Source organism: Rhizobium sp. 10PS4, assembly GCF_032464805.1.
GTDB classification, from domain to species: domain Bacteria; phylum Pseudomonadota; class Alphaproteobacteria; order Rhizobiales; family Rhizobiaceae; genus Rhizobium; species Rhizobium laguerreae.
Map to the genome: position 1 here is coordinate 342,645 of NZ_JAWDIW010000004.1, position 14,239 is coordinate 356,883.

13 protein-coding genes are annotated in these 14,239 nt (G+C 60.6%); 8 read left to right on the top strand and 5 right to left on the bottom strand.

What is annotated here, in order from left to right; translation table 11 throughout:
* Positions 1-81 precede the first annotated feature (81 nt).
* Positions 82-489, bottom strand: a complete 408-nt coding sequence (locus RWJ89_RS09795; RefSeq protein ID WP_025394249.1) for a low affinity iron permease family protein — start codon at positions 487-489, stop codon at positions 82-84.
* A gap of 342 nt (positions 490-831) precedes the next feature.
* On the opposite strand from RWJ89_RS09795, the gene RWJ89_RS09800 reads away from it, so the two are divergent.
* The gene (locus tag RWJ89_RS09800) at positions 832-1,923 is read left to right on the top strand and encodes an extracellular catalytic domain type 1 short-chain-length polyhydroxyalkanoate depolymerase (RefSeq protein WP_168339313.1); all 1,092 of its coding nucleotides are present in this window, start codon (positions 832-834) and stop codon (positions 1,921-1,923) included.
* A 42-nt stretch (positions 1,924-1,965) separates the two neighbouring features.
* Here the strand turns inward: RWJ89_RS09800 and RWJ89_RS09805 are convergent, their stop codons facing one another.
* Together RWJ89_RS09805 and RWJ89_RS09810 are read right to left on the bottom strand one after the other, a co-directional pair.
* The gene (locus RWJ89_RS09805) at positions 1,966-2,265 is read right to left on the bottom strand and encodes a DUF6074 family protein (RefSeq protein ID WP_077981194.1); all 300 of its coding nucleotides are present in this window, start codon (positions 2,263-2,265) and stop codon (positions 1,966-1,968) included.
* A gap of 108 nt (positions 2,266-2,373) precedes the next feature.
* Positions 2,374-4,392, bottom strand: a complete 2,019-nt coding sequence (locus RWJ89_RS09810) for an adenine deaminase (RefSeq protein ID WP_316029801.1) — start codon at positions 4,390-4,392, stop codon at positions 2,374-2,376.
* 73 nt (positions 4,393-4,465) lie between these two features.
* Here RWJ89_RS09810 and RWJ89_RS09815 point away from each other — a divergent pair, with 73 nt between their 5' ends.
* The 6 genes from RWJ89_RS09815 (at position 4,466) to RWJ89_RS09840 (ending at position 11,142) form a co-directional block, all read left to right on the top strand.
* On the top strand, positions 4,466-5,506 hold the full coding sequence (locus RWJ89_RS09815) for an ABC transporter substrate-binding protein (RefSeq protein ID WP_131640260.1): 1,041 nt from the start codon (positions 4,466-4,468) through the stop codon (positions 5,504-5,506).
* 132 nt (positions 5,507-5,638) lie between these two features.
* Positions 5,639-6,463, top strand: coding sequence for an ABC transporter permease (locus RWJ89_RS09820; protein ID WP_316029800.1), 825 nt, complete (start codon positions 5,639-5,641; stop codon positions 6,461-6,463).
* Positions 6,460-7,251 carry an ABC transporter permease gene (locus RWJ89_RS09825; protein ID WP_017964016.1) on the top strand — a complete coding sequence of 264 codons (792 nt, stop codon included), beginning with the start codon at positions 6,460-6,462 and terminating at the stop codon, positions 7,249-7,251. Before RWJ89_RS09820 ends, RWJ89_RS09825 begins: the two co-directional genes overlap by 4 nt.
* A 6-nt stretch (positions 7,252-7,257) precedes the next feature.
* Positions 7,258-8,316, top strand: a complete 1,059-nt coding sequence (locus RWJ89_RS09830; protein WP_077981198.1) for an ABC transporter ATP-binding protein — start codon at positions 7,258-7,260, stop codon at positions 8,314-8,316.
* A gap of 17 nt (positions 8,317-8,333) precedes the next feature.
* Positions 8,334-9,731 (top strand): dipeptidase, encoded by a 1,398-nt coding sequence (locus tag RWJ89_RS09835; RefSeq protein ID WP_168339309.1) that lies wholly within the window; start codon positions 8,334-8,336, stop codon positions 9,729-9,731.
* Between the two features lie 145 nt (positions 9,732-9,876).
* Entirely contained in the window at positions 9,877-11,142 is a 1,266-nt protein-coding gene (locus tag RWJ89_RS09840; protein ID WP_131663856.1) for a glycerate kinase type-2 family protein, read from the top strand.
* Between the two features lie 84 nt (positions 11,143-11,226).
* Here the strand turns inward: RWJ89_RS09840 and RWJ89_RS09845 are convergent, their stop codons facing one another.
* Positions 11,227-12,180, bottom strand: a complete 954-nt coding sequence (locus tag RWJ89_RS09845; protein ID WP_168281708.1) for an NAD-dependent epimerase/dehydratase family protein — start codon at positions 12,178-12,180, stop codon at positions 11,227-11,229.
* A gap of 96 nt (positions 12,181-12,276) precedes the next feature.
* Positions 12,277-13,233 (bottom strand): lytic transglycosylase domain-containing protein, encoded by a 957-nt coding sequence (locus RWJ89_RS09850; protein ID WP_168281706.1) that lies wholly within the window; start codon positions 13,231-13,233, stop codon positions 12,277-12,279.
* Positions 13,234-13,453: 220 nt separating this feature from the next.
* On the opposite strand from RWJ89_RS09850, the gene RWJ89_RS09855 reads away from it, so the two are divergent.
* On the top strand, positions 13,454-14,176 hold the full coding sequence (locus tag RWJ89_RS09855) for a glutathione binding-like protein (RefSeq protein WP_168281704.1): 723 nt from the start codon (positions 13,454-13,456) through the stop codon (positions 14,174-14,176).
* Positions 14,177-14,239 lie beyond the last annotated feature (63 nt).

The following is a 14,239-nucleotide window of genomic DNA, read 5'->3' on the forward strand; positions in this document are numbered from 1 at the left end:
GATTCGCTCCCCGCGCTTCAGATCTTTACTGTTACGCGTGTCGTTATCGCAAAACTGCTGCACAGTTTTGCGCGACATGTCCTAGACGGACGCTGCCTCTGCGGCAGATTTCTCATCCGCTTTGTCCTCGACGCATTCTGCTTTCTCGGCAAGGGTCTTGCTCATTTCCCTGAGTTCGCCCTCATCCAACTTTTCGATGCCGACAAACTTATTGGCCGCCTGGCTCGTCAGGATGAGTTCGTCAAGTTTGGCCTGCAGAGCCTTTCCGTCACGGTTCTGACTGTTCTGCAACACAAATACCATCAAGAAGGTAATGATGGTGGTAGTGGTGTTGATCACAAGTTGCCAGGTCTCTGAATAGCCGAAAAAAGGGCCGGAAACCGCCCAGACAAGCACCAGCGCCAAAGCCGCGACAAAGGTGAACGGCTTTCCCGAGAGATCGGCGACGGTGGTCGCAAAGGAAGAGAAGAAGTTGGATTTGTTCGACATCTGTAAAGCCTCGTTGGGTCGCAATGCTGTCAATCGACAACATCAACTCTACATACGGGCCGAAGTTCCTCGCGCCGCCGAGGTCAATCAAGAGGTCCGACGCTCTTCCTTCGCTGCCCGCGGAGAAGATTGTCGCTGATAACCCGTACCTTCACGGATGTTCCCCCTGCCGGGCAAAAGAAATAAGATATCTGAATAGCTTAGCTGGTTCACTCAGGAGAAGTGGCCCGCCCAACCAAAAACGCGCCAGAAAACATTGTGCAGCGCAGCAACCTTTTCGTAGACTGACGCGTTTAGTTCAGCATCACCGCCGTCCCGGCTGCTGATTGGCGGAGACTTTCAATGAGATCTATGTCAGACACCCTCGCACGCCTTGCTGCGCTGCGAGGAACCCTTCGCGCCCGACCCTCGCAGGACAATCCCGATCTCGTCGCCTTGGACGCATTTGGCTCAAACCCGGGCGCTTTGGGGGGCTACATCTATTTGCCGTCGAAGCGCGGGAAAGACATGGCCCTTGTCGTTGTCCTGCACGGCTGCACCCAGACCGCCGCCGGATATGATATTGGGTCCGGGTGGTCGCGATTGGCCGAGGACTATGGCTTCGCGCTGCTGCTTCCCGAGCAACGACGGGCAAACAATCCAAACCTCTGCTTCAATTGGTTTAACCCAGAGGACATAAGCCGGGATCACGGCGAGGTCTTTTCCATTCGCCGGATGATCGCAAAGGTCGTTGCGGAACACGGTATCGACGGCAGGCGCGTGTTCGTGACCGGGCTTTCGGCCGGCGGCGCCATGGCCGCAGCCATGCTCGCCACCTATCCTGAGGTTTTTGCAGGCGGCGCAATCATCGCAGGCCTGCCATATGCAAGTGCAGCAACCATTCCCGAGGCGTTCGACCGAATGCGCGGCCATGGCAGTCCGACTGGCAAAGAGCTTGAACTGCGATTGAGAAACGCCTCAGGGCACAAAGGCCCGTGGCCGACATTATCACTCTGGCAGGGAACCGCAGACAGAACCGTCGTGCCATCCAATGCGAATGCGATCGTGGAGCAATGGAAAAATATCCACGGTGTCGACGCATCGCCGGGCCGCGTCGAAGATATCGGAAGACACCAGCGAAAGGTCTGGACCGATGCTCACGGTGTCGACGTGATCGAGCTCTATACGATTGCCGGGATGGATCACGGCACGCCGCTCGATGTCGGCACCGGCTACGGAGCAAGCGGCCCCTTCATGCTTGACGTCGGAATTTCATCGACCGTCGAAATTGCCAGGTCCTGGGGTCTGGTCCCCTCATTTGAAAAACGGCGCGATGCAAAAGCCTTTGCTTCGCAACCGGAAAACGTCGCAGGCCCATTCGGCGCGGACAGCGACCGTGGCAGCATTCAGAAAATCATTGAAGACGCCCTTCGGTCCGCCGGACTGCTGCGATAGTCGCAAGGCATACGACGGCCGTCAGAACCCGCGAGATCGGCGCTATCGGTTTTGAGACTTGGGCAGTGGTCCGTTTTGGTGGCTGAAGACGAGTTCGCTCTGGACATCTTGCTGAAACTGCAGCACCCGCTGACCGACATCGCTCTCCGGCATCCCTGCGGCCAGAAGCTGATCGGCAAGCCTGCGGCATTCGGCCTTCCAGAATTCTATCGCATCTGCGCCGTGCCGCCGGCCGAGTTCGCGAGCGCAGCGCTCGACATTGGCAGTTCCGATTCCAGCGGGAAAGGCAATAATCTTGCCTTCATTGGCGCCGGCAGGCCGGCGGGTCATTTCAGTAGCCATCGAACACAGGTTCCTTTGATCCTGTTCGTTGTCTACGGGACTATGGTTAATGCTTTCTATTGCTGCGGTAAGAAGATCAATCAGGTGGAAATTTAGCGGGCCGCAATGTCACCAGACAATCGGATGGGTTTTGCCGGTGAGCACGTTCACGAACCCCTCCGGCGCCAGCTCCGAGGGCGCGACCAGGACCCAGCGCCAAGGCGAGCAGGTCAGCGTCGCAAACGACAGGCGTTCGGGAAATCCCGGCCACCATCGAGGCGAAAAAGTCGGCTCGTACATCCAGTCGATCCCGGCGCCGGCGGCATAAAGAGCCTGCATCTCTGCATCGAGCACTTCGGCCGAACGCGCCGTCATCAGGCCGCCGACCTCGTAGTGGACGCGGGCGAGAATCTTGCCGGCGGATACCAGCACCCAGCCGCCCTGCTGCTCGTTCAAGGCATTGACTGATATCGCCATCGCCTCATCCGATGAGCCGACCGTCCAGATATTGTGCTTGTCGTGCCCGAGCGTGGAGGCGAGCGCCGTCTCCGGCGTGCGCGGCCCGGTGCCCAGCCAGAACATCCTGGAGACCTTGGCCTCCCCGGAGAACCGGTCGACAATCGAGAATTTGGTGACATTGCGCGCGGGATCCCGCTGCACGGCGCCCTCTTCCACCGGCAATTCCATGGTGATGAAGTCGTCGTGCCAGTGAAACGGCCGCAAAAGTGCAGCGTTGACGGTCGTCCGGTTCGGTGGCGCCTCGATGCGGAAATCGTCAGCCGTGACCGTCCTGTCAATTTTCACGGTGCGCGTCGCCCATTGCGGCCAGTCGATTTCAGGACGGACTCCAATGAAGGTCGCACCCTCGGACACGGGACGCCCGTCCGCCCACACTTTTTCGATCGACAGGCTGTCGACGTCGCTGAGAAGAACAATATCGGCGAAGCGGCCCGGCGCGATCGATCCGACCCAGGGCGTCAGCCGCATATGGCGTGCCGGATTGAGGGTGACGCACTGGATGGCGATCTCCGGCGCAAGGCCGTTTTCAATGGCGAGCCGGACATTGTGGTCGGTCGCGCCGATTTTCAGTGTGTCCGAGGCGCTGCGGTCGTCGGTCACCAGAGCGATCTGCGACCAGTCCGTCAGTCCCTTGTCGATCAGTCCGCGGATGACCTCCGGCAGGGAATGCGGCCTGAGCTCGATGAAAAGGCCGTGGAGGAGCTTCTGCCAGATCTCATCGAGAAACCAGCCTTCGTGATCGGAGGCGAGGCCTGCCGCGGCAAAGGCATTGATCGAGGCTATGTCGCGCAGTCCGGCACCGTGGCCTTCGACCACGCCGCGCTGCTCGAAGGTCGCGCCGATCATGCCCCACAGCCGATCGTAGGAAGGATTGCCGGGATCGGATATGGACGGCCAGTCCATGACCTCGTCGAGCCCGGCGACCATCAGGCTTTCGGAAAGGAAGGCCTTCTGCTCATCGTAGCCGAACCAGCCGCCACCCCATTCATAGGCGGTCGGCGGGACGGCGGAGCCAGGCAGCGGAAAGATTTTCATCGGCGATCCGCGCCGGCGCGCTTCCAGCCAGAATTCCAGATTGCGGGCGCCGTTGACGTTGGAAAATTCGTGGCTCGCCTCGCATGTCCAGGTCACGCCATGCGGCATCACCAAAGCCGCCTCCCATTCCGGCGTCAGATGGGAGCTTTCGATATGTTTGTGTGCCTCCCCGAAGCCCGGCACGGCCGCAAGATCCGGCTCGGAGAACCGCTCGTTCACCTCGCCTGCGTAACTGCCGGCGGGGCCGACATAGGCGATGCGGCGGCCCTTGATGACGATCTCCTGATCGTCGAGCCATGTCCTCGAATGGACATCGAGCAACCTGCCGACCCGCAACAGCCTGTCGGCGGGCCGTCGTCCGAGCGCCGTCAGCACGAGATCCTGGCGCGTCAGCACCTCGTCGGAGGCGTTGATCAGCAGATCGTCGGGAAGGGTAGTGCGCGAAGTGGCCATGAATGGAATGCCCGTGAGAAGCTGGAACCGCCGGACCGTAAAGACCACACGCCGATGTGTAAAGCGATGCTCCGGTCTTGGAAAATTCCTCGCACAAGAGCGTATTTGCTCAATTATTGAGCTTGCGGCCCGATCGATCAAAAAATAGTATCCCTCAAATCCTGGGGGTATCATCTCGATTGCCAACGCCGTTTTTCACAGAAGGACATTGCTCATGAAGGCCAGACGTTTTGCCCGAATCCTGTCTCTCGCGCTGCTTGCCGCCGTCGGCAGCACCGCTGCGGCCCATGCGCAATCAAAGACGCTGACTATCTCCTGGTGGGGCTATAACGGCGAGAAGATGAATGCGAACATCATCACGCCTTTCAAGAAGATCTGCGGCTGCGAGATCGTGTTCGAGACCGGCAACAATGCCGACCGGCTCAACAAGCTGAAACTGCGCGATGGCAAGGGCGTCGATGTCATCTATCTCACCGACAGCTTCTCGCAGCTCGGCATTGAACAGGGATTGTTCCAGGAGATCGATGCGTCGAAGATCCCCAACCTCGCGGATATCTACGAGCTGGGCAAGGCGCCTCAAGGCAAATACGGCCCCGCCTATACGATCGGTCGCGTCGGCATCGTCTATGATTCCGCCAAGGTCAATCCGCCGATCACTGCCTGGGGCGACCTGTGGCGCGACGATCTGAAAAGCTCCGTCTCCCTGCCCGGCATCACCACCACTGCCGGCCCGCTGGTCGTTCTGGAAGCCGGCAAGCATGGCGGCGCAGATGCCTATGAGGACACCGACAAGGCCTTCTCGGAAATCGAGGCGCTGAAGCCCAATGTCGTCAAGAACTACAACACCGGCTCGGAGCTGGTGAACCTGATATCAACAGGCGAAGTGCGTGTTGCGCTGGCCCAGGACTTTACCTTGGCATCGATGCAGGCGGCCGTTCCGACGATGACATGGGCCAAGCTCAAGGACGGCGATATCGCCACGCTGAACACCGTGAACATCCCGAAGGGTTCGGAAAATGTCGAACTCGCCCATCAGTTCATCAACTTCATCCTGTCCAAAGAAGTCCAGCAGGCTGAAGCCGAACAAGGCGTCGATGCGCCGATCTCGACAAAGGTCAGCCTGACGCCGGACCAGGCGAAGATCTGGACCTATGGCGCGGATATGGTGGCAGGCCTCACCCGCATCGACTATGCCAAGATGAACGCTGCCAAGGCCGACTGGATCGATCGCTGGAACGAAGTCTTCGGTCAGTAAGCTGCGCGATATCCTGGCCTGAGACCGGTTCATTGCCAGTCCTGGGCTAGACCTGGGCCAGACCTGGAAGCGCCGCACATCCGAATCCGAGATGCGGCGCTCCTGATATCCGGACATGTCACGAGTTTTAAGATGAAGCATTTTGCCAGATGGGGATTGACGATGCCGGCGACGATTGCCGTCGTTGTGCTTCTCATCGTTCCCGTCGCCATCACCATCGCTGCGACGTTTACCGAGCCGAAGGGCGTGTTTGCGCCCTATGTGACATTCTTCAGCAGCGGCTTTCGGCGGGCGGTTCTTTATCGGACGCTGGAAATCGCCCTGATTACGACAGCGATTTCACTCACCGTCGGTTTCATCACCGCCTATGTGATCGCGCAGATGCCCGGTCGCGCAAAGAGCATCATGATCGTCGCAGCGGTCTTTCCGCTGCTGACGGGTGTCGTCGTCCGATCCTTCGCATGGCTGATCATTCTCGGGAAGAACGGTATCCTGAACGCCATGCTGATCTCGACCGGCATCCTCAGTGAGCCGCTTTCGATGCTCTATACCGAAGGCTCGGTGATCGTCGCCATGGTCTATCTCTTCGTTCCCCTGATGATCCTGACACTCGTCGGCGTGCTTGAAGGCATCCCGCGCGATCTGATCGATGCCTCCGCCTCGCTCGGCGCAAGGCCGCTGATGACATTCTTTCAGGTGATCCTGCCGCTCGCGACACCCGGCCTCATCGTCGGCGCGGTCCTGGTCTTCACCGGCAGCTTCACTTCCTATGCGACACCGCAACTGCTCGGCGGAGAAAAGCAGATGATGATGGGGACCTTCCTCTATCAGCGCGCCATGGTGACTTTCGACTGGGTCGGCGCATCGACGATCGCCGCCATCATGGTGGTGCTGACGCTCAGTGTCGTCCTGATCATGAGCCGCATCGCACGCCGGCTCAATCCGATGGCGGTGTGATGGACAGGCGCGTTCACCCGATCCTCGCCGCCTTCGCGGCCTGCGTTTTCTTCTTCCTGCTCGCACCGCTCGTCATCATCATCGGTGCGGCCGTCAGCGACACGACCTATCTGACCTTCCCGCCGCAGGGCCTGACATTGCGGTGGTTCGTCAATATCTTCGAAATCGAGGCCTTCCGCACGACCGCGATCACCAGCCTGCAGGTCGCTTTTCTCGGCACGGCGCTGTCGCTGCTGATCGGCGTCCCGGCCGCCTATGCGATCAACCGCTACCGGGTGGAATTGCCGCGCTGGCTTTCCACCATTTTCGTGCTGCCGATCCTGGTGCCGGAGATCGTCTTCGGATTTTCGCTGATGAAATCCGTCACGATCGGCCTCGGGCTGCCGATCTTCATCAGCCTGCTGGTCGGCCATGCACTGCTGATCCTGCCCTATTCGGTGCGTGTCGTCGGCGCCAGCCTGGCGGCCTTCGATTTTTCCGTCGAAGAGGCGGCGATCAGCCTCGGCTGCCCGCCATTGAAGACCTTCCTGACCGTGGTCCTGCCGAATATCCGCGCCGGCGTCATTGCCGCCTTCATCCTCGCCTTCATCACCTCGATCAACGACGTGTCGGTTTCGGTCTTTCTGACCGGGCCGGGTATCTCGACGCTGCCGATCCAGATCCTTGCGCATATGGAACAGTTCTTCGATCCGACGATCGCATCGGTCTCGGTGCTGCTGATGTTCGTGACAGTCGGCGTCATGGCCGTCGTCGAGGCCACGCTCGGCCTCACCTTCCTGACAAAGTAGAAGCTCTTGACCGTATCCCTCACCATCGATTCGATCTCCGCCCATTACGGCAGCACCCAGGTGCTGAAGGACCTGTCGATCTCAGTCATGGCCGGAGAGCTGGTGTCCCTGCTCGGCTCCAGCGGCTGCGGCAAGACGACGACATTGCGCCTCGTGGCCGGCTTTTTGCAGCCGAGCAGCGGCAGCATCAAGCTCGGCGAGCGCGACCTGACCGGACTTCCCGCGCATGCGCGCGACATCGGCCTGGTTTTTCAGAACTACGCGCTTTTTCCGCATCTGAGCGTCCAGGACAATGTTGCCTTCGGCCTGAGGCAGCGTCGCGTTCCCCAGCAGGAACGGGCGAAAAGAACGATGGCCATGCTGGACCGCGTCGGCCTTTCGGCCTTCGCCGACCGCCTGCCGTCGGCCCTGTCGGGCGGCCAGAAACAGCGCGTGGCGCTCGCCCGGGCACTGGTCATTGAGCCGCCGCTTCTGATGTTCGACGAGCCGCTTTCCAACCTGGATGCAAAGCTCAGGATCGACATGCGCGTCGAAATCAGACAGCTCCAGCGCGCCAACGGCACGACGTCACTTTACGTCACCCATGACCAGGAGGAGGCATTCTCGATCTCCGACAGGGTGGCGATCATGAATGCGGGGCGCATCATGCAGCTCGACGCGCCTGAGGTGCTGTATCGCCAGCCGGCCAATGCCTTCGTCGCCCGTTTTGTGGGCTTCGAGAACCTGATCCGTATGAAGGTGGCTGAGCGCAACGGCGCGCTTGTGGTGGCCGAGACGACCGGTGGAGCGCGGCTGCAGCTGTCGCAGGAAACATTCGGGCCGATCAAGGACGACTTTGTCCTGGCCTGCCGCGCAGACGGTCTTTCTGTCAGCCGTGATGGCGATGGCATCGCGGCCGTGCTCGGCACGCGCACCTATCTCGGCCGGGCCTATCAGTACAAATGCATGACATCAGCTGGAGAGATCACCGCCAATGGGGCGTTGTCCGATCCGCTGGAAACAGGGGCGTCCGCCGTGTTGACGCCTGTAGCAGAGCAATGCTGCATTCTCGATCCGGAAGATTGAAACGCTGAGGAGAGACGATGACCAGTATCATCCATCACGACATCGATGCCGTTCTTGCCTACGTGGACCGGAGCCTTGATGACAGTCTGGCGCGGCTTTTCGAGCTGATCCGCATTCCGAGCGTCTCGACCGACCCGGCCTATCGTGATCACTGCCGGGCTGCTGGCGAATGGCTGAGCCGGGATCTGGCTGCCATCGGCTTCGAAGCATCGGTGCGCAAAACGACCGGCCATCCGATGGTCGTCGCCCATGAAAAGGCGGCGTCCGGACCGCATCTGCTGTTTTACGGCCATTACGATGTCCAGCCGGTCGATCCGCTGGCGCTGTGGACGAGCGATCCGTTCGAGCCGCGCATGGAAGCCTTGCCGAATGGCGATACCGCGATCGTCGCGCGCGGCGCTTCCGACGACAAGGGGCAATTGATGACCTTCGTCGAAGCCTGCCGCGCCTGGAAGAGCGTCACGGGTAAACTGCCGGTGCAGGTGAGCGTGCTGTTCGAGGGCGAGGAAGAGGCCGGCAGCCCGAGCCTCGCACCCTTTCTGGATGCCACGGCGGACGAGTTGAAGGCCGATGCGGTTTTCGTCTGCGACACGGATATGTGGGATCGCGAAACGCCTGCCGTCACGACGATGCTGCGCGGTATCTTCAGTACGGAAATCGAAGTCACCTGCGCCGATCAAGACCTGCATTCCGGCATGTTTGGCAATGCCGCGCGCAATCCGCTGCAGGTGCTGTCAGACGTCGTTTCGAGCCTGCGGCGAGCCGATGGCGGCGTCGCGGTCGAGGGTTTTTATGATGGCGTGAAAGAGCTGCCGGACGCCATCAAGGCGCTGTGGAAAAGGCTGCCCTTCGACGAGGAGGCCTTTCTCGGTGATATCGGCCTCAGAGATCCGGCCGGCGAGGCAGGCCGTTCCGTCCTCGAACAGATCTGGGCGCGGCCGAGCTGCGAGATCAACGGCATGAGCGGCGGTTATACAGGCGAAGGCTTCAAGACGGTCATTCCGGCGAATGCAAGCGCCAAGATTTCCTTTCGCCTGGTTGAAGGACAGGATCCTCAGGCGATCCGCGATGCCTTCCAGCGGCACGTGCGCGCACGTATCCCTCAGGATTGTTCGGTTAGCTTCAAGGATTACGGGCTTTCGCCGGCAACCGTCATGCCGATCGACAGTCCGTTTCTCACCAGAACGCTTCAGGCGCTTTCGACGGAATGGCAATGCGAAGCGGCCCTTGCCGGCACGGGAGGCTCGATCCCCATCATCGGCGAATTCAAACGCCGGCTCGGATGCGATGCCCTCCTGGTCGGCTTCGCCCGCTTTGACAACCGCGTCCACAGCCCGAACGAAAAATACGATCTCTCCAGCTTTCATAAAGGCATACGATCCTGGGTCCGCATCCTGGCCGCCCTCGCCGACTGACGCGAATGTACCGCGCCGCGTAGCTTTTCGGGAGCAGCAAAGGACGCTGTAACACTTTGAATTGCTGCATTATGCAGTAGGCTATGGTGCAGCAAGCGCAAAGCGCCCCACATCACCATCGACACCGAGGCAGCAGAGACCACCGATGACGATAACCGCTCCCCGCGATTTCCTGAAAGGCCTGTTTGACGCGGCGGTTCGCGCCGCCGATCCGCTGACCGGCATCAAGGCGCGTCTGCCTGAAAGGCCGAAGGGAAGGACCGTGGTGATCGGCGCCGGCAAGGGCGCGGCGCAGATGGCGCGGGCGCTCGAAAGCGTCTGGGACAGACCGCTCGAAGGTGTGGTGGTCACCCGTTACGGCTATGGCTGCGAGACACGCGGCATCGAAATCCTCGAGGCAGCGCATCCGGTGCCGGATGTGGCTGGCCTTGCCGCCGCAAAGCGGCTGACGGAGACGGTGAACGGGCTGACGGAAGACGATCTGGTGATCGCGCTGATCTGCGGCGGCGGCTCGGCGCTGCTGCCCGCCCCGCCGGACGGGCTGACCCTCGAAGACGAGATTGCGCTCAACGAAATGCTGCTTGCCTCGGGCGCGCCGATTTCGGCGATGAATGTCGTGCGCAAGCATCTCTCCACCATCAAGGGCGGCAGACTTGCAGCAGCGACCAAAGCGAGGGTCATCAGCCTGATCGTCTCCGACATTCCCGGCGACAACCCGGCTCATGTCGCCTCCGGACCGACGGTGCCTGATGGTTCGACACGGCACGATGCGCTCGACATCATCAGGCAATACGGATTGCAGCTGCCGCAGGCAGCACTCGACCATCTGAACTCGCCGAAAGCCGATGCACCGCGGCCGGACGATCCGGTGTTTTTGCGGCACGCGCATCACATCATCGCCTCCGCCGGCGTTTCGCTGGAGGCAGCTGCCGCCCTGGCAAAATCGCAGGGGATCGAGCCGGCTATCCTTTCAGATGCGATCGAGGGGGAATCGCGTGACGTGGCGCTGGTGCATGCGGCGATCGCCCGCGAGGTGTTGGGCCGGAACAGGCCGTTTTCCAAGCCGGTCGTCATCCTTTCCGGCGGCGAGACGACGGTGACGCTGAGAGCCAAGGGTGGCAAGGGCGGACGCAATGGCGAATTCGCGCTCGCCATGGCGCTTGCGATCGACGGACAGGAGGGCATTCATGTCCTCGCCGCCGACACCGACGGGATCGACGGTTCGGAGGATAATGCCGGCGCCTTTGCCGATGGCGGCACGGTGAGGCGCCTGCACGCCGCCGGGCTCGATCCGCGCCGGCTGCTCGACGGCAATAACAGCTATTCGGGCTTTGCGGCCACCAGCGATCTCTTCGAAACCGGCCCGACCGGAACCAACGTCAATGATTTCAGGGCGATCCTGATCCGTTAGAGCAATTTCAGGAAAAGTGCGAAGCGGTTTTCCGTCCGGAATTGCGTAAAACAAAAGCAGCCGGCCGCCGGCGGCGCTGGCGGATCAGGTCTCGATCCGCCCCTGCTCGACCAGCCAACCCACCGATTCCTGCACCGCCTGCAGGGAGGTGTATCTCGGAGTGTAACCCAGCAGGCGTCCGGCTTTTGCGATCGAACAATTCGGGCTGCGGGCAATATGTTCCCAGGTCGCCTTCGCATCGTCAGCCGTCTGACTTTCGGCCCAGGCGTCGAATGGGGCGAAGCTGAGCTTCGGCTCGTGCCCGAACCAGCGAGACATGGATTCGGCATAACCGCGAAGGGTCAATGCCTGCTCCGAAACCGCGTGGAAACTTTCACCGGTAGACGCATTCCGGTTGGCGATCACATCCATGAACATCGCCGCCACGTCATCGGCATGGACGTGATGAACGGTCTCCAAGCCGAAATGGGGCAGCGCCAGGGTCTCTCCGCGGGCAAGGGTTGAAAAGACCTGCAGGTTGAAATTGCCGGCCGGATTGAGCGGCGTCCAGCCGGGACCGACAATGTGCCCGGGATGGATGATGGTTGCCGGAAATCCGCGAAGCCTTGCCTGCTGCTGCAGATAGGTTTCGATCGCCGCCTTCTGCGTGCCATAGTCGCCGAAGGGAAATTTCGGCGTCTCCTCCAGCGTGGGTACGACCGTCGAATGGCCATGCGTCCAGATCGTGCCGGTATGCAGGAAGTGACCGACATGCCCTGACAGCGCCGTCACCAGATGCTCGGCACTTTCCAGCGTGAAGCAGATCATGTCGATGACGATGTCGGCTTTCAATGCACGTACGGCCGGGCCGAAATCACCCGTCAGTTCCATGGCTGCCCGATCCATCTGACGCTGATCGACGGCAGCCCAGGCGTGGTTTGCCGTATAGGGCTTTGCCGTGCCGCGGCTGATCGTGACGACGTCGTGACCGGCTTCCACCAGACGGGGAACGAGATAGGTTCCGACATGGCCCGTTGCTCCGATTACCAAAACCCGCATCGTCGTTCCTCCCTTGGCATTTCCGTGTTGAATATGCCGCGCTCAGGTGATCCTGCAAGCAGACTTTTCGTGATCAAGTCGGCTCAACCAGGCCCGCTATCGATTCTTGAAAACAAGACAGGTGCCGCCGTGTTTGCGGATCTGGTTGCAGAGGTCGTTGGCTTCCATGCGCGTCTGCCGGCCGATGCGGACAGCATAACGCGGCCGAAAACCGAAGCTGCGATCGCGCTGGCGCAGGATCAGCGGCTGCTCCGCATTCAGGGGCGCGGGCAGATCCTGCATAGCATCGAGAAACATGCGCCGGGCGACCGCGACATTCGCATTCGCCGCAAGCTGGACGCCCCAGGGCGCCCATTCACCCTCCTGACGCCAGGGCGTGTCCTTCAACGTCCGTCTCTCCGCAAGCGCCACGCAACCATCGAGGAAGGACTTGTCCTTGTCGAGCGGGGCGGCCGCATCTTCCGGTGGGTTATCCTTCCATTCCTCGACTGTATGCGCGGTGATCGCCATGACGTAGCTACGTGTCTCGTAAAGTAATCTTCCTGACGCAAGGTAAGTCGCAAGGCCGTTTTCACCGGCATTATAGGCGGCGGCGGCAAGGCCGAGATTGCCGAAACGATTGCGCAATTCGTCGAGATACTGCGCCGATTTCCGCAGCGCTTCCAACACCTGGTAGCTGTCTTCGAGACCGCGCAGTTTCGCCGTTCCGGGCATGAACTGCGCAATCCCCTGCGCTCCCTTGAAGCTGACTGCATCAGGGCGAAAGGTGCTCTCTCGCCAGATGAGACGGGCGAAATAATCCGCTGGCAATTGATTGGCGCTGGCGAAATGCTCGATCGCGACGCAAAGGTCGTAGTTGAAACTGTCTTTCCGGATGCAGAGCGTCTCACCCGATCCCGCCGCCGAAGGTCCCGAATACAAGCAGGCCGGCGGCCCGGCGCTCCCCTCAGGCTGGGCCTTTACTGTATCCACGGCGGGAAACAGAAGACCGAGCGAAAGCATGGCCTTCACCGATCTCCTCCCCATGTCGGACTGACGCTTCCGGCCTATCATCGGATCTCAGCAGGTTCGAACTTCCATCTCGACGCTCGATTCTAGATACCATCGATCAAAGCGCGACGCTTCCCCATTCCATATCTGCACCCGAATTGGCGCCAGGAACGCTCACAGGTTTTTAATTTCGCCATCGATTTTGGAACAAACATATTCGGCCTGCCATGGTCGCAGCGCTATTCTGCTCATCAGGAATGCTTAAGCGAATGAGGATAAGCAGATGATTGATCTCCACTACTGGCCGACGCCGAACGGCAAGAAGGTTTCGATCTTCCTGGAGGAAACGGGCACGCCCTATCAGCTGGTGCCGGTCAATATCGGCCGGGGCGACCAGTTCAAGCCTGATTACCTCAGACTCAATCCCAATCACCGCATGCCTGCCATCGTCGACCACGAACCTGCCGATGGCGGCGGTCCGTTGAGCGTCTTCGAATCCGGCGCGATCCTCTTCTACCTCGCCGAGAAGACCGGCAAATTCTGGCCGCAGGATCTGCGCGGCAAATACGAGGTCACGCAATGGGTGATCTGGCAGATGGCGAACCAGGGGCCGAAACTCGGCGAAGCCGGTCATTTCCGTCGCCTTGGCGATCGCGAAGGCGACCAGTCCTATGCGGTGCGGCGCTTCACCGACGAAGCCAACCGCCTTTACGGCGTTCTCAACATGCGGCTACGCGACCGGCGCTATCTTGCCGGCGACGAATTCACCATCGCCGACATCGTCAGCTATCCCTGGACCGTCAACTGGCAGGCACAGGGTCAGGACATCAACGAGTTCAAACATTTCAAGCGATGGTTCGAGGAGGTCGGCGCAAGGCCCGGCGTTCAGCGCGGCCTTGCGGTTGGCGCCGATCTTGGCACCGACAACAGCAAGCTCTCCGAAGAGGAACAGGCACGCATCCGCAAGATCCTCTACAACCAGCGCGCCCTTCCCGTTCCGGATTGAGCCTAAGCAATTCCAGCAAAAGTGCGCGGCGGTTTGCGTCCGGAATTGCGCAAAAACAAGGCG

Bases quoted from the DNA above. Each gene is read 5' to 3' on its own strand.
- RWJ89_RS09845 (WP_168281708.1), bottom strand. From the start codon at position 12,180: ATGCGGGTTTTGGTAATCGGAGCAACGGGCCATGTCGGAACCTATCTC.
- RWJ89_RS09850 (WP_168281706.1), bottom strand. From the start codon at position 13,233: ATGATAGGCCGGAAGCGTCAGTCCGACATGGGGAGGAGATCGGTGAAG.
- RWJ89_RS09835 (WP_168339309.1), top strand. From the start codon at position 8,334: ATGACCAGTATCATCCATCACGACATCGATGCCGTTCTTGCCTACGTG.
- RWJ89_RS09805 (WP_077981194.1), bottom strand. From the start codon at position 2,265: ATGGCTACTGAAATGACCCGCCGGCCTGCCGGCGCCAATGAAGGCAAG.
- RWJ89_RS09840 (WP_131663856.1), top strand. From the start codon at position 9,877: ATGACGATAACCGCTCCCCGCGATTTCCTGAAAGGCCTGTTTGACGCG.
- RWJ89_RS09815 (WP_131640260.1), top strand. From the start codon at position 4,466: ATGAAGGCCAGACGTTTTGCCCGAATCCTGTCTCTCGCGCTGCTTGCC.
- RWJ89_RS09855 (WP_168281704.1), top strand. From the start codon at position 13,454: ATGATTGATCTCCACTACTGGCCGACGCCGAACGGCAAGAAGGTTTCG.
- RWJ89_RS09820 (WP_316029800.1), top strand. From the start codon at position 5,639: ATGAAGCATTTTGCCAGATGGGGATTGACGATGCCGGCGACGATTGCC.
- RWJ89_RS09795 (WP_025394249.1), bottom strand. From the start codon at position 489: ATGTCGAACAAATCCAACTTCTTCTCTTCCTTTGCGACCACCGTCGCC.
- RWJ89_RS09800 (WP_168339313.1), top strand. From the start codon at position 832: ATGAGATCTATGTCAGACACCCTCGCACGCCTTGCTGCGCTGCGAGGA.